Source organism: Massilia sp. X63 (assembly GCF_041023745.1).
Classification (GTDB): domain Bacteria; phylum Pseudomonadota; class Gammaproteobacteria; order Burkholderiales; family Burkholderiaceae_D; genus Telluria.
In genome coordinates, this window is record NZ_JBFTEF010000001.1 from 737,365 (window position 1) to 757,722 (window position 20,358).

Consider the following 20,358-nt stretch of genomic DNA (forward strand, 5'->3'; position numbering starts at 1 on the left):
GGTCCGTTTGACCCCGCACGTGCGAGCGTGCGGGTTTTTACGTCTGGTAAAAAATCAGTCGGCCAGCGGCAGGGCCATCTGCGGATCCTGGGCGCCCGCGCGGTTGACGGCGGTGGTCACCTTGTACCATTCGAAGGCGCCGCAGGGCAGGGCGGCGCGCCGGGCCAGGTCGAGCGCTTCTTCGGGCGAGAGATCCGGATTGAGCCACAGCTCGGCATCGGCCGCTTCCAGCACCACCGGGCGGCGGTCGTGGATGTCGAGCATGCCCTCGTCGGCGGCGTCGGTGACCAGCACGAAACCGGCCTCGGCCCGGTTGTCGGCGCCGTTCTCCTTCAGGCCGCCGAAGTTCGCCAGCGCCAGGAAGAACAGCGGCGCGCGGTCCTTGCGGTGGATGTGCCAGGGCTGCTTCTTGCCCTTTTCGCCGGTCCATTCGTACCAGCCCTCGGCCGGCACGATGGCGCGGCCGTGCTTGAGCAGCGGCTTCCAGTAGCGGTTGGTGAGCTTGTCCATGCGCGCGTTGACCATGACCGGCACCTTGCCTTCGGCCCAGCGCGCGCGATAGCTCCAGAACACGTCGTCGATGCGGCGCTCGCCGTCCTGCAGGTGCATCACCGGGCGGTAGCTGCCGGGCGAGACGTTCCAGGCCGGCGCCGACGCGCTGTCGTAGAGCGCGTCGGTCCAGCCGAGGACCTGGGCGTAGTAGCGAGCCGTCTGGCTCTGGTCAAATCGTCCACACATGATTCCATGGTAGCGCAGCTGCGCGCAGGCTGCGGCACGCTAGGGTTCCGGATGAGTTCGCGTACCGCCCGGCCGGGGTGGTATGCTCGCGAAATACATTGAATCCATAGGAGAACTGGTATGGCAACTGGCTGGTGGAGCGTCCTCAAGACCGTGCCCTGGAGCGAGGTGATCAATGCAGCGCCGCAGGTGGCGAGCGGCGCGCGCAGGCTGTGGGACACGGTGGCGCGCAAGTCCGGCGGCGGCATGGCCGGCATGGCGCCGGGTCAGGTAGTCGAGGAAGCGCCGCAGGAAGACGTATTCGGCAGCCTGATCCAGCGCGTGGAAAAGAACGAAGCGACCCTGTTCGACCTGCGCGCCCAGATGCTGCAGGCCTCCGAGATCATCGCCAACCTGGCCGACCAGAACGCCCAGCTGATCGCCAAGATGGAACTGGCGCGCACCCGCATGCTGTGGCTGGGCGTAGCGACGGGCGTGTCGGCGATCCTGGCGCTGGTGGCGCTGGCCCTGGTCATGGCGCGCACCTGAGCGGCCGGTGACATGAAAATCGTCCTGATCCTGGCGACGCTGTTCGTCTTCGTGTCGATGCTGCTGAACGCGGCGCGCCGCAAAGGCAAACTGGACAGCAAAGCCAACCGCGCGGTCGCCGAGCTGGCGACCTCGATGCGTATCTTCGTCTACGGCCTTCTGGTGCTGGTTGCCCTGGCCTGCCTGGCCGTCGCCTACGAGTCGCTGCGTTGAGCTGCGCTCCGAGATTCTTGCAACACGGTTGTGCGATCACGCTGACAAACGCGCGGGAAAAAATGGCGCTTGCAGGTCCGCATTCCGGACCTATCTTCGTTACGTTCTCTGGTGGATAGTTCCACCTCTCTCCGCGTGTCTCCAGCTCAGTGTTGACTGAGTTCTTGACCGCTGCCCTTGACAGGGCAGCGGTTTTTTTTGGGCGCTGTCACCGTTCGTTGTGGGATGCGCCGCCCAGCGCTATCCGCAGCAAGCTTTCGGCGGATCCGATGCGTTGCCCGTCGACTGCCCACTGCCAGCCGAGATAGTTGGGCAAGTAGCGTGAGGCAACGCCATTGAAGCGCGCCAGCCATTGCCGGAAGCGCCGGTGATAGGCATTCACGTTTTGCACGTGCAACGCGCCGCGGGCGCGTTCGCCCGCCCGCAGGTTGACGGCTTCATGCGTGATGCCGGCTGACCGTGCAAAGCTGCGGTAGGCCGGGTGTCCGTCGGTAACGAGGAGGACGTCCGGGTCGAGCACGGGAAACAGGTGCTGGAGCAACAGGGCTGCGGTGACCGCGCCGCGGCCGGTCACGAAGTCATGGGTGCCGCCGGCGCGGTCGCGCGCCACCAGCACGCAGACGTGTTCGCTGTTGATGCCGCGCCGCCTGGCGACGCCACCGCGTTTCCGCGGCGTCCGGTCCAGCTGGCGCGAACCCTTCTGCGATTCCAGGAAAAACATTTCGTCGGCCTCGGCGATGCCGGCCAGCTGGGCCGGCCGGTCTGCCTTGGCCAGGTACAGAAAGCGGTGGCGCCAGCGAAAGCTGGTATTGCGGTGCACGCCGCAGCCGGCGGCCGCCTTCCTGACCGACTGTCCGTCCAGCATCCGGCCCAGGTAATCGAGCCACTTGCCGCGGTGGCGCAGCCGGGCCATGGGCGTGCCGGTCAGGGCGCTGAAGGTTTTGCCGCAGGCACAGCAGCGGTAGCGCTGCACCCCGCGGTCGTGTCCGTGCCGGTGGTACCGTTCTCAGGCCCAAGCGGGACAGCGCCGCTGCGCTGGGCCAGGCTGGCCGATCCGCGCCACCACCTGCGCCAGGCCGGTTGCCGGCTGCAGGGCGGCCAGCGTGTGCAGGTGCTGCGGCAGGTTCAGGGCCGGCCGTCTGGCAAACCACTTCTTGAACTGAGGCGCACGCATGTTCGTTTCCCGGTGATGGAGACCGGTGTTCGACCATGCAACGGCTCAGCAGTTCAAACCTCATCCATAGCGAAGGATAACAGCGCGCTCTTGGCCTATGCCTTTCTTTGTAAGCATGCTTTCCAACGAGCGCAGGCCGGAAGGAGATGTGAGAAAGCCACATTGCATTAACGGAATGGCCTACGTGCCTGGATGAAATAGATTTACAGGCTGAAAATTAGAGCCACCCGATCCGTTGAAATCGGTTAAATAATCGGGTAGATGCTGGCGCCGCGTCCCGGCGACGTCCGCCACTCGATGGCGGATAACAGCCGCCTGCGAAACGAACTCCGCCTGCATGGTTTTACAGCTGTCGCGGCCGGCCTTGAAAGCCTCTGGCGCGACCTCATCGGCAATCACAAACACTGAAGGAGCTTTCATGCGAGCCCATACCCAGACAAACACCAAGCGAGAGCGTTCCAGCAAATGTGACTGGCTGATCAACAGGATCGCAACGCGCAACGCGGTGATCGGCATCGTCGGTCTCGGCTATGTCGGCACGCCGCTGGCCTTGCGGTATGCCGAGGAAGGCTTCAAGGTCATCGGTTTCGACAACGATGTGCACAAGATCGACGCGCTCAACCGCGGCAACAGCTACATCGAACACATCAGCCAGGAAGCGATCATCGCCGCCCGCGCGCGCGGTTTCGAGGCGACGCTGGACATGTCGCGCGCCGGCGACGCCGATGCGCTGATCATCTGCGTGCCGACCCCGCTCAACGCCTCGCGCGAGCCCGACCTGAGCTATGTGCTGGGCACGGCGGACGCGCTGGTGCCGCACCTGCGGAGCGGCCAGATCCTGTCGCTCGAAAGCACGACCTATCCGGGCACCACGGCCGAAGAGCTGCGTCCGCGCATCGAAAGCCGGGGCTTCACGATCGGGCAGGATTTCTTCCTGGTGTTCTCGCCCGAGCGGGAGGACCCCGGCAATGCGCACTACAAGACGCGCGACATCCCGAAAGTGTGCGGCGGCGACATGCCGGATTGCCGCCGTGCCGGCATCGCCCTGTACAGCGCGGCCGTGGACCAGGTGGTCGCGGTCAGTTCCAGCCGGGCTGCCGAGCTGACCAAGCTGCTCGAGAATATTTACCGTTCGGTCAACATCGGGCTGATCAACGAGATGAAGATGATCGCCGATAACATGGGTATCGACATCCACGAAGTGATCCGGGCGGCGGCCACCAAGCCCTTCGGCTTCACCGCGCACTACCCGGGCCCGGGCCTGGGCGGCCATTGCATCCCGATCGATCCTTTCTACCTGACGTGGAAAGCGCGCCAATTCGGCGTGCCGACCCGCTTCATTGAACTCGCCGGCGAGATCAACGAGCACATGCCGCGCTGGGTGATCGACAAGCTGGCCGATGCGTTGAACGCGCGCGGTCGGGCCGTCCGGGGCGCCAGGGTGCTGCTGCTGGGGCTGTCGTACAAGCGCGATGTCGACGACCTGCGGGAGTCGCCTTCGCTGCGCATCATGGAGATGCTGCAGGCGCGCGGCGCCCTGGTGGAGTATGCGGACCCACATATTCCGGTCTACCGCAAGCCGCATTGTCCGGAGCAGCGCAGCGTCCAGCTCGACCCCCGCACCATCGCGGCATACGACGTGTTGCTAATTGCCACCAATCACTCGGATTTCGATTACGACATGATATTGAACAACGCACAACTGATCGTGGATACACGTGGGGTCTATTCGCCATCGCATGCCAATGTCGTAATGTCCTGACTCTCGTCAACGCTTGGCGATGTTGGAGATCCTAGAGGAATTTTCCGACATCGTGCATTGTATGGTTGTCATCTGCACCTATCGTGCATCCATTATTCATAGAAACATTTTTTCATATAAGCATTTAGTTCCTGCCGTCAATGGCCTAAGCTGCGGTTTTTTCCAGCACATTGATGGGCTCGCTAAATGTTTCAGAAACACTGTTTTTCTTCTCGTCGGCTCGCCGCCGCGTGCGCCTTACTTTTCCTTGCCGGCTGCGGCGGTAGCGAGGCGCCAAGCGAAACCCGCAGCCTGGCCCAGGTGTCGGCGCTGGGCGCCAGCACGGGGGAGGGTAGCCTGGCCACTGCGTCGGGCGCCGTTTCGGCCGCACTGCCTGCCATGCCTGCCAGCCGGACCCTTGCCACTGTCGCGACCAGTACGGCCACTACCACCGCTGGCGCGGTAGGTGATCGTGCGATGTGGACTTGGTACGATGCCGACGTCGGCACTACCGCGAAGCAGACCAGGATGCTCGACTTCGCGGCCGCGCGGAAAGTAACGCACATTTTCCTGCACAGCGAAACCCTGCTCAACAAGCCGGCCTTGCTGACCGCCTTCCTGAACCGGGCCGGCGCCCGCGGCATCAAGGTCGAGCTGCTGTTCGGCGCGGCGGAGTGGTCGCTGCCGCAGAACCACTACAAACCCATCGAGATGCTGCAGCGCGCGAACGCTTATATCTCGCGCCTGACCGGCAATCGCCCGGTCGGCATCCATTTCGACATCGAACCGCATGGACTCGCGCTCTGGCAGCAGGATCCGGTCACCCTGGGTCATCACCTCGTCGACCTGTACACCAAGCTCATGGCGATCAAGGCGAACAACCTGTACATCAACGCGGACATCGCGATGGGCTATGAATATGTCTCGCTGACGCGCGGCGGCGTGACCAAGACCCTGTCGCACTGGATGGTCGATACCACCGACCGCACCACGCTGATGGACTACCGGGATTACGCGCTGGGTGAAGACAGCATCGTGTCGCACGCGTTGCACCCCGCCAACTACGCCTTGTCGCGGGGCAAGCGAACCGTCGTGGGCGTGGAAACCACCTGCAACCAGGAATACGCCAAGCTCATCTTCTGCGAGCAAGGGCAGGCGCGCATGGAAAGCGAGCTGGCCAAGGTCGGCAGCTATTTCGCCGTGCACGCCGGCTATGGCGGCCTGGCGATCCACGACTACGCAAACTACCGCCTGCTCAAGCCCTGAGCAGAACCAAGGGCCGCTGCCGTGTCTGGCGGCTCTTGCATGCTGTACTGTTTTGCAATGCTTGCGTATATGCTAGAATCTGGGCCGCTGCCCGGATGGTGAAACTGGTAGACACCCGGGACTTAAAATCCCGTGCTCGAAAGGGCGTGCCGGTTCGATCCCGGCTCCGGGCACCAGCAAGCATGCGCACGCCAGGCATGCTGCGGTGCCGAGGCAGTCATTCCCCTGTCATTCCCTTTCCCTGAAGACGGGTGCGCCATAGCACCGGCCCACGTGCGCCTCCAGATGGCAGGGCGCCGGTGCGAATGCCGCACCCGATGCTGCTGCGCTTCCAGCGGCAGGATCTTGCGCCGCGCAGCATGCGCCGCGCAGCAGTCTCCCGGTTGGCCCGCCCGCTTCGACGCACTGATCCATTGGTCCGCCCGCCGGGATGGTGTAGCATGCCGGACGGCGGCTCAACCTGTTGCCGCCGCAGCAAGAGGACAAGAATTGAACATCACTATCAATGACGAACTGCGTGCCTTCGTCGACCCGCTGACCGACGTCGAATACGCCGCGCTCGAGCGCAGCCTGCTGGCCGAAGGCTGCCGCGACGCGCTGGTGCTGTGGCGCGACACCCTGATCGACGGCCACAACCGCTACGAGATCTGCCAGAAGCACGGCATTCCCTTCCGCACGGTCCACAACAACAACTTCGCGTCGATCGACGACGTGATGCTGTGGATGATCGACAACCACCTGGCGCGCCGCAGCGTGTCGGACTTCCAGCGCGGCGTGCTGGCGCTCAAGAAGAAAGAGATCGTCACCGCGCGCATGGCCGAGCAGCTGGCCAAGGAGCCGCCCAAGCCGGAAGCCGACGACCTCGATTCGCGCCCGCCGCCGCCCTGGAACACCCGCGAAGAAGTGGCCAAGGCCGCGCGCGTGTCGGCCAATACCATCAGCCAGATCGAGCGCATCCAGAAGGCGGCCACGCCCGAGCTGCGCGAGGCGGTGCGCACCGGCGCCATTTCGATCAATGCCGCCGCCAACGTGGCCCAGCTGCCGGAAGAAGTGCAGAAGGCGGCGGTGGCGGGCGGCCGCAAGGAGCTGCAGCAGGCCGCGCGCCAGGTGCGCGAGCAGAAGATGGCGACCCGTCCGAAGAAGGAAACGGTGGCCGGCGATCCTGCTGACGAGCTGGCCGCCGCGCGTGCCGAGATCGCCTCGCTGAAGGACCGGGTGGCGACCCTGCTGACCGAAAACGAGGTGCTCAAGCAGCGCCTGGTCCATGCCGGGGTAGCGTCGTAGATTCACCGTAGCTTCGCAGCAGACAAGACAATAACAAGGAGACCACGCATGACCACCACCCGCATCCTGCTTCCGGCCATCCTGGCTTGCGCGCTCGGCGCCGCGGCGCCCGCCCTGGCGGCGCCGGCAACGGCGACCGCAGCGCAGCACGCCCCCGGCGCCGCCGACCTGGCGCGCTGGAAGAAGACGGCGGCGCGGGTGACCATCATGCGCGACAAGTGGGGCATTCCCCACGTGTTCGGCAAGACCGATGCCGACGCGGTGTTCGGCCTGCTGTATGCGCAGGCCGAGGACGACTTCAACCGCGTCGAGCTCAACTACATCAATGCGATGGGCCGCCTGGCCGAGGTCGAGGGCGAGAAGGAAATCTGGCGCGACCTGCGCATGAAGATGTATATCCAGCCCGCCGACATGCAGGCCAAGTATGCCGCCAGCCCGGCCTGGCTGAAGGAATTGATGGTCGGCTTTGCCGACGGCCTGAACTACTACCTGCATACCCACCCGGAAGTGAAGCCGAAGCTGATCACCCGCTTCGAGCCCTGGATGGCGCTGAGTTTTTCCGAGGGCAGCATCGGCGGCGACATCGAATCGATCGACCTGAAGGACCTCGAACGCTTTTACGAACAACGCGGCAAGCGTCCGCAGGCGACCATGGCCGACAAGGTCGCGGCCCTGGACAAGGGCTTCGACGCCGAGCCGCGCGGTTCGAACGGCTTTGCGATCGCCCCCAAACTGTCCGCTTCCGGCAAGGCGCTGCTCCTGATTAACCCGCATACCTCGTTCTACTTCCGCCCCGAAGTCCACATGGTCAGCGAACAGGGCCTGAACGCCTACGGCGCCGTGACCTGGGGCCAGTTCTTCATCTACCAGGGCTTCAACGACAAGGCCGGCTGGATGCACACCTCGGGCGGCGGCGACGTCATCGACGAATACCTCGAGACCGTGGTCGAGAAGGACGGCAAGTTCTTCTACAAATACGGCAAGGAAGAGCGCCCGATGCAGGCCAGGACCATGTCGCTGCCGTACAAGACCGCTTCGGGCGCGATGGCCAGCCGCACGGTCACCGCTTACTTCACCCACCACGGCCCGGTGGTGCGCGAGGAGGGCGGCAAGTGGGTGTCCGTCAGGATGATGGACGAGCCGCTCAAGGCGCTCACGCAGTCGTACACCCGCACCAAGGCGCGCGACTACGACGCCTTCTACAAGGCCATGGAGCTGCGCACCAACTCGTCCAACAACACCGTGTATGCCGATGCCAAGGGCAATATCGCCTACTTCCACGGCAACTTCATCCCGAAACGCGACCCGCGCTTCGACTGGAGCCGCCCGGTGGATGGCAGCAACCCGGCCACCGAATGGCAGGGCCTGCACGCCATCCGGGACACCATCACGCTGTTCAACCCGGCCAGCGGCTATATCTCGAACACCAACAACTGGCCCTTCAGTTCCTCGGGCGCGAGCAGCCCGAAGCGCCAGGACTACCCTGACTACATGTGGTCGCTTCCCGAGAACGCGCGCGGCCGCCACGCCGAGCGCGTGCTCAAGGATGCGAAGGATTTCACGCTCGACAGCCTGATCGCCGCCGCCTACGACAGCCACCTGACCGCCTTCGAGCCGCTGCTGCCGCAGCTGCTGAAGGACTACGACGCGCTGCCGGCGAGCGACCCGCGCAAGGTGCTGCTCTCCGCCCAGGTGGCGGCGCTGCGCGCCTGGGACCTGCGCTTCGGCGTCGCTTCCGTGCCGACCTCGCTGGCGATCTACTGGGGCCAGGACATGGTGGCCAGGAATGCGCCGCGTGCCCGCGCCCAGGGTACGCCGGTGGTCGATTTCATCACCGCCAGCCTGAGTTCTGAGGAACGCCTGGCCTCGCTGCAGCGCGCTTCCGACAAGCTCGCCGCCGACTTCGGCAGCTGGCAGACGCCGTGGGGCGAGATCAACCGCTTCCAGCGCATCAGCGGCGACGTCGAGCAGCAGTACGACGACAGCAAGCCGAGCTGGCCGGTGGGCTTCGCCTCGGCCAACTGGGGCTCGCTGGCTTCGTTCGGCATGGTGGCCAAGCAAAAGACCAAGCGCATCTACGGTGACCGCGGCAACAGCTTCGTCGCCGTGGTGGAATTCGGCCCGCGCGTGCGCGCCAAGAGTATCCTGGCGGGCGGCAATAGCAACAACCCGGCGTCGAAGCACTTCGCCGACCAGGCCGAGATGTACAGCCGCGGCGAATTCAAGGACGTGCTGTTCTACAAGGAAGACATCGAGAAACACCTGGAGCGCAAGTACCATCCCGGTATGTAGGGTGCACGGCAAAGCCGTGCGCGCGTTCGACTGACGGACGCGCAGCGGCAAAGCAACGCGGCGCCGGACCACGAAACGGGGAGAGCAGCGACATGCGCATGAGCGAGCGGCACAAGATGCTGGCGGGCCAGTCCTACCACGCCGGCGATCCCGAGCTGGTGGCCGAGCAAGGCCTGGCGACACCCGCATCGGTCCGGCGGTGCAGATCTACACCGCCGAGCATCCGCTCGATGCCGCGCTGCGCCGCGGCGGGCTGGAATCCGGGCGCCCGGTCAGCATCGGCAGCAATGTCTGGATCGGCGGCGGCGCGATCGTCCTGCCGGGCGTGACGATCGGCGACGATGCCGTGGTCGGGGCCGGCAGCGTGGTCACGCACGACGTGCCCGCCGGGGCGCGCGTGGCCGGCAATCCGGCCCGCGAACACGCCGGCTGAATGGGGCAGGGCGCTGGTGCGGGAGCCCCGCTGCTTGTTATAATCCGACAATTCTTCACACCGACCCAAAGTCGAACAACGCAGTTCGGGGCAGCGCCGTGGCAAAACTCTATTTCAGGTATTCGGCGATGAACGCCGGCAAATCGACCTCCCTGTTGCAGGTGGCGCACAACTACGAAGAGCAGGGCCAGAAGGTCAAGCTCTACACGGCGGCCATCGACGACCGCTACGGCGTCGGCACGATCACCTCGCGCCTCGGCCCGCAGCGCCAGGTCGACCTGTTCGACCGCGACACCGACTTCCTGGCCAGCGCGCCGCCGGTGGCCTGCATCCTGGTCGACGAAGCCCAGTTCCTCACCACCGCCCAGGTCCAGCAATTGCACCAGGTGGCCCAGGTGCGCGGCATCCCGGTGATCTGCTACGGCCTGCGCAGCGATTTCCGCGGCGAGCCCTTTCCCGGTTCGGCCTACCTGCTGGCGCTGGCCGACGACATCGAGGAAATCAAGAACATCTGCACCTGCGGCAAGAAGGCGACCATGAACATCCGGGTCGACGCCGAGGGCCGCCGCATCCGCGAAGGCGAGCAGGTCAGCATCGGCGGCAACGAGAGCTACCGCCAGGCCTGCGGGCGCTGCTTCTATTCCGGTTCGCACTGAATCGCAGCACGGGCCCGCCCGCCGGTCCTGCCTGCGCCGCCCCACATGAGCGACATCCTGCTGTACCTCGTGCCCTCGGCCGCGCTGGCGCTGCTGCTGTGGATCGGCTCGGGCGCGCATCCCTTCTTCTTCCTGTTCACCGCGGCCGGCACCCTGTGCCACGAGCTGGCGCATTTCTCGGTCGGTCTCCTGACCAATGCCGAGCCGGTGGGCCTGAGCGTGATCCCGCGCCGCATCAAGAAGCCGGGAAAGGGGCACAACTGGGAGCTCGGTTCCGTCACCTTCGCCAACCTGCGCTGGTACAACGCCGCGCCGAGCGCGCTGGCGCCGCTGCTGGTGCTGGCGCTGCCGTTCGCGGCGGCCTGGTGGCGCACCCGCCATGGCCTGGTGTTCGAAGCGCTCGACCTGGCGCTGGCCTTCCTGCTGGCGCCGCAGTTCCTGTCCTTCTGGCCCTCGCCGGTGGACTGGCGCCTGGCGGCGCGCTCGTGGCCGTGGATCCCGGTGCTGGCGCTTGCCGGACTGGCCACGATCTACCGGACTGAACTGCTCCAGCTTGTCAAAGGGTGAAGGCCTCGCTTATGGGAGCCTTAATTGTCGGGCGAAAATGCGCAGATGCCGGCTCTGCCTTCGTCCCGCTTCCTGTAGAATGGCCCACACAGGGCGTATTGACCGGCTTGTTTGTTTTCCAACCATCGCCGGTCGCGCCGAGGCAAGTAATTTCGTTTCGGAGAGACGACGAATGAAGAAGCACCACCTGTTCATGGCCGCCATGGCCTTCGCGATGTCCGCCCACGTGGTGACTGCCCAGCCCGAGAAAGAGAAAGTGGCCGCCGTGGCTGCCGTCAAGGCATCCGGCGCCGGCGCCGGCTCGGCTGCCGCCAGCCTGCAGCTCAAGCCGCTCGCGGAGCAGACCCAGGCGGCCCTGTGGGCGTCGCGCGTCCTTGGCCGCTACCACTACAAGGCGGTGCCGCTCGACGACGCGATGTCGGTAAAGATCTTCGACAACTATTTCCAGACCCTCGACAGCGAGAAGCTGTATTTCACCCAGGCCGACGTCGACCAGTTCGCGCCGATGCGCACCAAGATGGACGACGCCATCAACAACGAGAACCTCACCGTTCCGTTCGCCATCTACAACCTCTACCAGCAGCGCTTCACCGAGCGCATGAACTACGCGCGCCAGCTGCTCAAGACCCGCCCGGACTTCACCCTCGACGAATCCATCCAGCTCGACCGCGAGAAATCGCCCTGGGCCAAGAACGAGGACGAGGTGCGTGAGCTGTGGCGCAAGCGCGTCAAGAACGACTGGCTGCGCCTGAAGCTCGCCGGCAAGGAAGAGAAAGCCATCCGCGAGACGCTCGACAAGCGCTACGAGAACTACATCACCCGCATCCGCAAGCTGAACAACGAGGACGTGTTCCAGATGTTCATGAACGCCTATGCCACCTCGATCGAGCCGCACACCAACTACCTCGGCCCGCGTTCGGCCGACAACTTCGACATCGCAATGCGCCTGTCGCTGGAAGGCATCGGCGCCGTGCTGCAGTCGCGCGACGAATACACGGTGATCCGCGAAATCGTGCCGGGCAGCCCGGCCGCGCTGTCGGGCAAGCTGAAGGTGGGCGACCGCATCGTCGGCGTGGCCCAGGGCAATGCGCCGTTCACCGACGTGCTCGGCTGGCGCATCGACGACGTGGTCCAGCTGGTGCGCGGCGAGAAGGGCTCGACCGTCCGCCTCGACGTGCTGCCGGGCGATGCCGGTCCCGACGCCAAGCACGTCACCGTGACCATGGTGCGCAAGAAGATCAGCATGGAAGAGCAGGCCGCCAAGAAATCGATCATCGAGGTCAAGGATGGCGCCTTCAAGCGCCGCGTCGGCGTGATCTCGCTGCCGACCTTCTACCTCGACTTCGAGGCGCGCCGCCGCGGTGACAAGGATTACCGCAGCGCCACCCGCGACGTGGCCCGCATCCTCGGCGAGCTCAAGAAAGAGAAGGTCGACAACGTCCTGATCGACCTGCGCAACAACGGCGGCGGCTCGCTCACCGAGGCCATCGAACTGACCGGCCTGTTCATCGACAAGGGGCCGGTGGTGCAGCAGCGCGACGCGCAGGGCCGCATCGAGGTCGAGTCCGACCTGCAGCCGGGCCTGGCCTGGGACGGCCCGATGGGCGTGCTGATCAACCGCGGTTCGGCCTCGGCTTCCGAGATCTTCGCCGCGGCGGTGCAGGACTACGGCCGCGGCCTGGTGATCGGCGAACCGAGCTTCGGCAAGGGCACCGTGCAGACCCTGATCGATCTCGACCGCTTCTCCCCGGGCGAGAAAGTGCGCTACGGCGAACTGAAGATGACCATCGCCCAGTTCTTCCGCATCAACGGCGGCACCACCCAACTGCGCGGCGTGACCCCGGACATCAAGCTGCCGGTGCTGTCCGATCTCGACAGCTTCGGCGAGTCGTCCTATGACAATGCGCTGCCCTGGGTGGCGATCAAGCCGGCCAGCTATGCGGCGGCGGGCGACCTCAAAGAGCTGATCGGCCCGCTCCAGAAGCGCCATGAAGCGCGTATCGCCAAGGACAAGGAGTTCCAGTTCCTGCAGGAAGACATCGCCGAGGTGCTCAAGATCCGCAAGGAAAACGCGATTTCGCTGAACGAGTCGGTGCGCCGCAAGGAGCGCGACGCCCAGGAAGCCCGCGCCAAGCTGCGCGAAGCGCGCCTGGCCGGCGCCAGCGGCACCAATACCGACGAGCCGGCTGCCGGCCCGGCCGGCAAGGAAGCGCGCGGCAAGGTGCCGGCGCCTACCAAGCCGGCCAAGGCGGTGACGGCGGTGCGCGGCGCGCCGCGCCAGGACGATGGCCTGCAGTACGACGAGCGCGACCTGGCGGCCGAACTGGCTGCCGAGAAGGCCGCCAAGGACGCCAAGGACATCCTGTTGCAGGAAGCCGCCAACATTCTCGCGGACGAAGTGGGCATGCTGCGCACCGATACCCGCATGGCGTCGCGCGCCATGCCCTACATGGCCTCGCCCCGCGGCGGTAACTGAAGCACGCCAGCGCCTGGGGCGCCCCCTGAACCGGCACCAAGGCCGGGTCTTGCGCAAGCAGGGCCCGGCCTTGTCGTTTGTGCTCGACGGCAGGAAAAATTATCGTAAACGTAATTATTCGGGGAAATGCGTGCTGCATAAATGGGGAGCCTAGTAGGATCAGTCCTACCGAATTCCGGGGGTTTTTCTGGCTTTCATACCCCGCGCACGGTTGAGTTCGACTAAATCTTGTCTTTGTTTTACTTATGGTAGGATAACTCTACGGTTGTAAAAACAACAATTTCATGTAACCCAAGGAGTTATCGTCATGACAATTCGCCGATTCGTGATTGCCGCGTTGCTCGCTGGTGCAGGAGTGGCCCACGCGGACACCATCTCGCCCCAGCCGACCGGCCAGGCCACTTATGTCACCGGTTGGACGACCGGTAACGGCACAGACGTGCTTGGTTCTGGCGTCCTGCACGGCAACCTGAACCTGGTTGGCGGTGTCGCGCACACCACCGGCGGCGGTTCGGACGCCAATCTCATGGATGTGCTGATGGGCAAGGTTGCAGGCACCGTCGGCAAGGTGGAGGGCCAGACCACGCTGTTCTTCCAGCGCGGCATCGAGGCGAGCTACCTGCTGGCCTCCGGTCACGGCATCCTGGCGGCGACCCTCGGGCCGGGCACGTCGGTGGTCGGTTCGGCGAACGGCGCAGTGATTTCGGATGCGCAGGCCAAGGCGCCGGTGATGACGGGCGGCGGTGGCAACGTGGGCAGCGGCGGCGGTGGCAGCGGCTCGACCGGTTCTTCGGGCAGTACTGGCGGCGGCTCGACCGGTTCCTCGGGCAGTACTGGCGGCGGCTCGACCGGTTCCTCGGGCGGCACCGGCGGCGGCTCGAGTGGCGACGGCACGAACGGCGGCTCCAACGGCGGCCAACCGTCCACGATCTTCCTGCCGGAGCAGGCCAACAAGCCGAACGACAATGGCCTGGCGATTCCGCGCCTGGAAACCCCGGCGGCCGATCTGCCGGAGCCGTCGAGCATCGCCCTGATGCTGCTGGGCATGCTGGGCGCGGGCGCCATGACCCGTCGCCGTAGCCGTTGATCGGCCCGATACGGGCCTGCATGCAGGGTGGCGCTGTCCGCCCTCCATGAATGCAAAAATCCCGTCCAGGCTTGAAAACTGTCGGGTACAATCCTTGTGAACGACCGTGCTTTTCCAGGCGGCGATAACAAGGAGACGACATGGACCTGCACTACACGGACGAGGACCTGGCCTTTCGCGACCAGGTCCGCGCCTTCCTCGATTCCCATCTACCCAAGGACTTGCAGGCCAAGGTGCTCCAGCACCTGCGGCTGAACAAGGACGACTTCGTCCGCTGGCACAAGATCCTGGCCGCGCAGGGCTGGGTTGCGCCCGGCTGGCCGGTCGAGTTCGGTGGTCCCGGCTGGACGCCGGTGCAGCGCCACATCTTCGAGGAAGAGTGCGCCCGTGCCGGCACGCCGCGCGTGATGCCCTTCGGTATCGATATGGTCGCACCGGTCATCATGGCCTTCGGCAACCAGCAACAGAAGGATTATTTCCTGCCGCGCATCCTGTCCTGCGAGGACTGGTGGTGCCAGGGCTATTCGGAACCGGGTGCGGGCTCCGACCTGGCCTCGCTCAAGACCAGCGCCGTGCGCCATTCCGATGCGCAGGGCGACTACTACATCGTCAACGGCCAGAAGACCTGGACCACGCTGGCCCAGCACGCCGACATGATTTTCTGCCTGGTGCGCACCGACCCGAGCGTGCGCAAGCAGGAAGGCATCTCCTTCCTGCTGATCGACATGCATGCGCCCGGCGTCACGGTACGCCCGATCATCATGCTCGACGAAGACCACGAAGTGAACGAAGTCTTCTTCGACAACGTGCGGGTGCCGGCGGCCAACCTGGTGGGCCAGGAAAACCGCGGCTGGACCTATGCCAAATACCTGCTGGGACACGAGCGCACCGGCATCGCGGCGGTGGGGCGCAGCAAGCGCGAGCTGGCCTTCCTCAAGCGGCTGGCGCGGCGCGAGCAGAAGAACGGGCGCCCCTTGCTGGAAGACCCGCTGTTCGCCGCCAAGGTGGCCGACCTGGAAATCGAACTGATGGCGCTCGAGATGACCGTGCTGCGGGTGCTGGCCCAGGCCAACAAGGCGCCTGGCCCCGAGGCCTCGGTGCTGAAGGTGCGCGGCACCGACATCCAGCAGGCGCTGACCGAGCTGATGCTGGAAGCGGCCGGCCCCATGGCCCTGCCGTTCGACCCGGCCTACCTGGAAGGCGAGACCGGGCACAGCATCGCCGGCGACGACGATGCCGCGCCGCTCGCATCCTATTACTTCAACTACCGCAAGACCTCCATCTACGGAGGCTCGAACGAGATCCAGCGTAACATCATCTCCCAGATGATCTTGGGGCTGTAAGGAGAATCCCGATGAATTTCGACTTCAAGGAAGAACAGCTCCAGTTCGCCGATGCGCTCAAGCGCTGGATCGCGCGCGACTACGGCTTCGAGCAGCGCCGCGCCATCGTCCACTCGGAATCCGGCGTGTCGGAGGCGGCCTGGGCCACGCTGGCCGAGCTGGGCATGACGGCGCTGCCGGTGCCGGAACAGCAGGGCGGATTCGACGGCACGGCGGTCGACCTGTTCGTGGTGATGCGCGAGCTCGGCCGCGGCCTGGTGGTGGAACCGTATTTCGCCACCGTGCTGGGGGCGCAATTCCTCAAGCTGGGCGGCGGGCACGCGGCACTGCTCGAACGGGTGGCGGGCGGCGGCTTGAGGCTGGCGTGCGCGCTGGGCGAGCGCCAGGCGCGCCACGCGCTGCACGACATCGCCGCGCGGGCGGAACGGGCAGGCGAGGGCTGGCGCCTGGACGGCGAGAAGACCGTCGTGCTGTACGGCGCCCAGGCCGGCGTGCTGGTGGTGTCGGCGCGCAGTAGCGGCGGCCAGCGCGACCAGGGCGGGATCAGCCTGTTCGCGGTGCCGGCCGATGCCCCGGGCGTGCAGCTGAAAGGCTACCGCACCCTGGACGGCCAGCGCGCGGCCGACCTGCGCCTGGACGGGGTGCTGCTGCCCGCCGCGGCGCTGATCGGCGCGCCCGGCGCCGGCTGGGACATCCTGGAAGCAGCAAGCGACTATGGCGCCGGCCTGCTGTGCGCCGAGGCCCTGGGCGCGATGGAAGCGCTGTTCGACGCCACGCTCGACTACCTCAAGACGCGCCAGCAGTTCGGCGTCCCGATCGGCAAGTTCCAGACCCTGCAGCACCGCATGGCGGACATGTTCATCCACCTGGAGCAGGCCCGCTCGATGGCGCTGCTGGCGGCCGTGAAGCTCGACGGCGACGACGCTGCCGAGCGCCGCCGCGTAGTGTCGGCCGCCAAGTACCGTGTCGGCCAGGCGGCCCGTTTCATCGGCCAGCAGGCGGTGCAGCTGCACGGCGGCATGGGCGTGACCGACGAGCTGGCGGCGGCGCACTACTTCAAGCGCCTGTCGATGATCGAGCTGACCCTGGGCGACCGCGACCACCACCTGGCGCGCTTCATGGCGCAGCCGGCTTTCCAGCAAGCCGCATGAAGGAGAAGGCATGAAGCGACAATGGTATTTCGAGGATTTCCAGCCCGGCCAGGAGATCGACCTCGGCGCCCGCCATGTGAGCGAAGCCGAGATCATCGACTTCGCGCGCCAGTACGATCCGCAGCCCTTCCACGTCGATCCCGACGCGGCCGCCGCCTCGATCTACGGCGGCGTGATCGCCAGCGGCTGGCATACCTGCAGCATGATGATGCGCATGGTGGTCGATGGGCTGATGTGTTCGTCGTCCAGCATGGGTTCGCCCGGCCTGGACGGCGTGCGCTGGCTGCGGCCGCTGCGCGCCGGCGACACCATCCGGGTGCGCTACCTCACCACCGCGGTCAAGGCCTCGAACTCCAGGCCCGACCGCGGCGTGGTGTGGTCGAAGTGGATCGCCACCAACCAGCACGGCGAGGACGTCTGCACCATCGAAGGCATGGGCATGTTCGGCAAGCGTCCGCGGGAGGCGCCATGACCAGGACCGTCGCGTTCGCCGAGTTGCCGGTGCTGGTTGGCCAGGAAGTGGCCGCATCCGGCTGGTTCCCGGTCGGACAGGAGCGCATCGCCGCCTTTGCCGAGGCTACCGAGGACCGGCAGTGGATCCACGTCGATCCGGAGCGCTGCGCGCGCGAATCGCCGTTCGGCGCGCCGGTGGCGCACGGCTTCCTGAGCCTGTCGTTGCTGCCCGCGATGCTGGAGAGCGCCCTGCGTATCGAGGGCATGCGCATGGGACTGAATTATGGGCTGAACCGGGTGCGTTTCCCGGCGCCGCTGCCGAGCGGCAGCCGGGTGCGCGGACGCTGGACGCTGGCGGCCTGCGAGCCGATCGAGGGTGGGGTGCAGCTGACCTGGAATGTCACCGTCGAGCCCGAAGGACGGGACGGCAAGCCGGTGTGTGCAGCCGAATTCCTGGTGCGCGCTTACGCCTGAACGCAGGGTGGGCGGCACCTGCGGCGCGGCACATCATGTCGACGGGGAGCCGCCCACCCTGCAAATGCCTGCCGGGCTTCAGGTCGCCGCATACTTCGCCAGCTCCAGCTTCGCCAGCGCATTGCGGTGCACCTCGTCCGGCCCGTCCGCCAGCCGCAGGCTGCGGTTGGCGGCCCACTGGTAGGCGAGCGGGAATTCGTCCGAGACGCCGGCCGCGCCGTGCGCCTGGATCGCCCAGTCCAGCACGTCCTGAGCGACGGTCGGCGCCAGCACCTTGATCATCGCGATCTCCGCCTGCGCCACCTTGTTGCCGACCGTGTCCATCATGTAGGCGGTCTTGAGCGTCAGCAGGCGCGCCGTGTCGATCCGGATGCGGCTCTCGGCGATGCGTTCGCGCCAGACCCCCTGGTCGGACAGCTTGCGGCCGAAGGCCACGCGGGTGTCCAGCCGCCGGCACATCAATTCGAGCGCACGCTCGGCCACGCCGATGGCGCGCATGCAGTGGTGGATGCGGCCCGGCCCCAGGCGGCCCTGGGCGATCTCGAAGCCGCGGCCTTCGCCCAGCAGCATGTTCGACGCCGGCACCCGCACGTTCTCGAACAGGATCTCGCAATGGCCGTGCGGCGCGTCGTCGTAGCCGAACACCGGCAGCGGACGCACGATGCGGATGCCGGGGGTATCGGCCGGCACCACGATCATCGACTGCTGCTTGTGGCGGCTCGCTTCCGGGTCGGTCTTGCCCATCACGATGAAGACCTTGCAGCGCGGGTCGCCGGCGCCGGAGATCCACCATTTGTGGCCGTTGATGACGTAGTCGTCACCTTCGCGCTCGATGCGGGTGGCGATGTTGGTCGCGTCCGAGGAGGCGACGCCTGGCTCGGTCATGGCGAAGGCCGAGCGGATCTCGCCGCGCAGCAGCGGCTCCAGCCAGCTGCGCTTGATCTCCTCGGAGGCGTAGCGCTCCAGCGTTTCCATGTTGCCGGTGTCCGGGGCCGAGCAGTTGAAGACCTCGGGAGCCCAGGGCACGCGGCCCATGATCTCGCACAGCGGCGCGTAGTCGAGGTTCGACAGGCCTTCCGGCGCGCGCGCCGAGCGCGGCAGGAACAGGTTCCACAGTCCGGCCTCGCGTGCGAGCGGCTTGAGGCGCTCGATCAATGCCAAGGGCAGCCAGCGCGTGCCCCGGTCGCGCGCATTGGCCGCGATCTCTTCGCCGAAGGCGTGTTCGTTGGGATAGATGTGCTCATCCATGAAGGCGAGCAGGCGCGCCTGCAATTCCTTGCAGCGTTCCGAATAGGCGAAATCCATGCGGGTGTCCTTGTCCTTGTTCGTGCAATGGTGGGTCAGCGGCTGCGGGTGGCGAACTGCCAGGCCATCTCGGCCATCGGTCGTGCGGCCTTGCCGTTCTCGAGCGCCTGCGCGCTGGAGGCGGTGCCGTCGACGTAGCGCTTCATGATGCCCTGCATGATGCCGGCCAGGCGGAACATGTTGTAGGCCAGGTAGAAGTCGAAGTCCTCGAGCGACATCTGCTTGCCGGTGCGTTCGCAGTAGCGCGCCACGTAGTCCGAAAGCAGGGGGATGCCGAGTGCGGGCAGGTCGAGGCCGGCGATGCCGCGGAAGCGCCCCGGCGGGATGTGCCAGCTCATGCAGTGGTAGGAGAAATCGGCGGCCGGATGGCCGAGGGTCGACAGTTCCCAGTCCAGCACCGCCAGGATGCGCGGCTCGGTGGGGTGGAAGATCATGTTGTCCAGGCGGTAGTCGCCGTGCACGATGCTGGTGTCGTCGCCCGGCGGGATGTGCTGCGGCAGCCATTCGATCAGGCGGTCCATCTCGGGAATCGGCTCCGTGACGGAAGCCTGGTACTGCCTGGTCCAGCGCTCGATCTGGCGCGCGAAATAGTTGCCCGGCTTGCCGTAGTCGCCCAGGCCGATGGCCGCATGGTCGACCGTGTGCAGCTGCGCGATCACGCGGTTCTGCTCGTCGTAGATGGCGGCGCGTTCCTGCGGCGTCATGCCGGGCAGGGACTGGTCCCACAGCACCCGGCCCTCGACGCATTCCATCACGTAGAAGGCGCGCCCGATCACGGCTTCGTCGAGGCACAGCGCGTACTGGCGCGGCACCGGGAAGCCGGCGCCGTGCAGGGCGTGCATGACGCGGAATTCGCGGTCGATCGCGTGGGCCGAGGGCAGCAGCTTGGCGGCCGGCCCGGGCTTGGTGCGCAGCACGTAGCGCCGGCTGGCGCTACCCTCGCCCGCGCTGAGCCGGAAGGTCGGGTTCGATTGGCCGCCCTTGAACTGCTCGACGGCGGGCGCGCCGCCCGGGTAGCCGTCGACGTGCTGCTGCAGCCAGGCGGCCAGCGCGCCGACGTCGAAACGCTGGCGTTCGGACACCTCCTTGGTGCCCATCATTTCCTCGTACATCGCGTCTCCGTTGTCATGGTTGTTTTCTATTCTAGACCGCAAACGCACGAACGTGCTATTTCTTT

At 66.0% G+C, this 20,358-nt stretch carries 19 protein-coding genes, 1 tRNA gene and 1 pseudogene; 16 read left to right on the forward strand and 5 right to left on the reverse strand.

Annotated elements, in window-relative coordinates; translation table 11 throughout:
* Positions 1-54: 54 nt before the first annotated feature.
* The gene (locus tag AB3347_RS03470) at positions 55-738 is read right to left on the reverse strand and encodes an SOS response-associated peptidase (protein ID WP_369090365.1); all 684 of its coding nucleotides are present in this window, start codon (positions 736-738) and stop codon (positions 55-57) included.
* 120 nt (positions 739-858) lie between these two features.
* On the opposite strand from AB3347_RS03470, the gene AB3347_RS03475 reads away from it, so the two are divergent.
* Both AB3347_RS03475 and AB3347_RS03480 read left to right on the forward strand, forming a co-directional pair.
* Complete coding sequence (locus AB3347_RS03475; protein WP_369090366.1) at positions 859-1,266, forward strand: hypothetical protein; 408 nt, start codon at positions 859-861, stop codon at positions 1,264-1,266.
* 12 nt (positions 1,267-1,278) lie between these two features.
* Positions 1,279-1,479 carry a hypothetical protein gene (locus tag AB3347_RS03480; protein WP_369090367.1) on the forward strand — a complete coding sequence of 67 codons (201 nt, stop codon included), beginning with the start codon at positions 1,279-1,281 and terminating at the stop codon, positions 1,477-1,479.
* Between the two features lie 208 nt (positions 1,480-1,687).
* Here the strand turns inward: AB3347_RS03480 and AB3347_RS03485 are convergent.
* Positions 1,688-2,476 (reverse strand): annotated as a pseudogene (locus AB3347_RS03485) (IS1595 family transposase); the annotation flags it as partial.
* A 9-nt stretch (positions 2,477-2,485) separates the two neighbouring features.
* Positions 2,486-2,653: a hypothetical protein gene (locus tag AB3347_RS03490; protein WP_369090368.1), complete on the reverse strand. Its 168-nt coding sequence runs from the start codon at positions 2,651-2,653 to the stop codon at positions 2,486-2,488.
* Positions 2,654-2,990: 337 nt separating this feature from the next.
* Between AB3347_RS03490 and AB3347_RS03495 the strand changes: the two genes are divergently transcribed.
* From AB3347_RS03495 to AB3347_RS03560, 14 genes are all read left to right on the forward strand, one after another.
* Positions 2,991-4,415, forward strand: a complete 1,425-nt coding sequence (locus AB3347_RS03495; protein WP_369090369.1) for a nucleotide sugar dehydrogenase — start codon at positions 2,991-2,993, stop codon at positions 4,413-4,415.
* A gap of 456 nt (positions 4,416-4,871) precedes the next feature.
* Positions 4,872-5,660: a hypothetical protein gene (locus tag AB3347_RS03500; protein ID WP_369090370.1), complete on the forward strand. Its 789-nt coding sequence runs from the start codon at positions 4,872-4,874 to the stop codon at positions 5,658-5,660.
* An 89-nt stretch (positions 5,661-5,749) separates the two neighbouring features.
* A tRNA-Leu gene (locus AB3347_RS03505) sits at positions 5,750-5,836 on the forward strand.
* A gap of 313 nt (positions 5,837-6,149) precedes the next feature.
* Positions 6,150-6,944 carry a hypothetical protein gene (locus AB3347_RS03510; RefSeq protein WP_369090371.1) on the forward strand — a complete coding sequence of 265 codons (795 nt, stop codon included), beginning with the start codon at positions 6,150-6,152 and terminating at the stop codon, positions 6,942-6,944.
* A 48-nt stretch (positions 6,945-6,992) separates the two neighbouring features.
* Positions 6,993-9,236 (forward strand): acylase, encoded by a 2,244-nt coding sequence (locus AB3347_RS03515; RefSeq protein WP_369090372.1) that lies wholly within the window; start codon positions 6,993-6,995, stop codon positions 9,234-9,236.
* Between the two features lie 199 nt (positions 9,237-9,435).
* Complete coding sequence (locus AB3347_RS03520) at positions 9,436-9,669, forward strand: DapH/DapD/GlmU-related protein (protein ID WP_369090373.1); 234 nt, start codon at positions 9,436-9,438, stop codon at positions 9,667-9,669.
* A 98-nt stretch (positions 9,670-9,767) separates the two neighbouring features.
* On the forward strand, positions 9,768-10,325 hold the full coding sequence (locus AB3347_RS03525) for a thymidine kinase (RefSeq protein WP_369090374.1): 558 nt from the start codon (positions 9,768-9,770) through the stop codon (positions 10,323-10,325).
* A 45-nt stretch (positions 10,326-10,370) separates the two neighbouring features.
* Positions 10,371-10,892 (forward strand): hypothetical protein, encoded by a 522-nt coding sequence (locus AB3347_RS03530; protein WP_369090375.1) that lies wholly within the window; start codon positions 10,371-10,373, stop codon positions 10,890-10,892.
* A 172-nt stretch (positions 10,893-11,064) separates the two neighbouring features.
* Positions 11,065-13,368: a carboxy terminal-processing peptidase gene (locus tag AB3347_RS03535; protein WP_369090376.1), complete on the forward strand. Its 2,304-nt coding sequence runs from the start codon at positions 11,065-11,067 to the stop codon at positions 13,366-13,368.
* Between the two features lie 307 nt (positions 13,369-13,675).
* Positions 13,676-14,455, forward strand: coding sequence for a PEP-CTERM sorting domain-containing protein (locus AB3347_RS03540; protein ID WP_369090377.1), 780 nt, complete (start codon positions 13,676-13,678; stop codon positions 14,453-14,455).
* A gap of 140 nt (positions 14,456-14,595) precedes the next feature.
* The gene (locus AB3347_RS03545) at positions 14,596-15,798 is read left to right on the forward strand and encodes an acyl-CoA dehydrogenase family protein (RefSeq protein WP_369090378.1); all 1,203 of its coding nucleotides are present in this window, start codon (positions 14,596-14,598) and stop codon (positions 15,796-15,798) included.
* 11 nt (positions 15,799-15,809) lie between these two features.
* Positions 15,810-16,949 carry an acyl-CoA dehydrogenase family protein gene (locus AB3347_RS03550; RefSeq protein ID WP_369090379.1) on the forward strand — a complete coding sequence of 380 codons (1,140 nt, stop codon included), beginning with the start codon at positions 15,810-15,812 and terminating at the stop codon, positions 16,947-16,949.
* Between the two features lie 10 nt (positions 16,950-16,959).
* The gene (locus AB3347_RS03555; RefSeq protein ID WP_369090380.1) at positions 16,960-17,421 is read left to right on the forward strand and encodes a MaoC family dehydratase; all 462 of its coding nucleotides are present in this window, start codon (positions 16,960-16,962) and stop codon (positions 17,419-17,421) included.
* Entirely contained in the window at positions 17,418-17,876 is a 459-nt protein-coding gene (locus tag AB3347_RS03560) for a MaoC family dehydratase (protein ID WP_369090381.1), read from the forward strand. The genes AB3347_RS03555 and AB3347_RS03560 overlap by 4 nt, the downstream gene beginning before the upstream one ends.
* A gap of 78 nt (positions 17,877-17,954) precedes the next feature.
* Here AB3347_RS03560 and AB3347_RS03565 read toward each other — a convergent pair whose 3' ends face one another.
* Together AB3347_RS03565 and AB3347_RS03570 are read right to left on the reverse strand one after the other, a co-directional pair.
* Positions 17,955-19,181 (reverse strand): acyl-CoA dehydrogenase family protein, encoded by a 1,227-nt coding sequence (locus AB3347_RS03565; protein WP_369090382.1) that lies wholly within the window; start codon positions 19,179-19,181, stop codon positions 17,955-17,957.
* 35 nt (positions 19,182-19,216) lie between these two features.
* Complete coding sequence (locus AB3347_RS03570; RefSeq protein WP_369090383.1) at positions 19,217-20,293, reverse strand: phosphotransferase; 1,077 nt, start codon at positions 20,291-20,293, stop codon at positions 19,217-19,219.
* Positions 20,294-20,358: the final 65 nt, after the last annotated feature.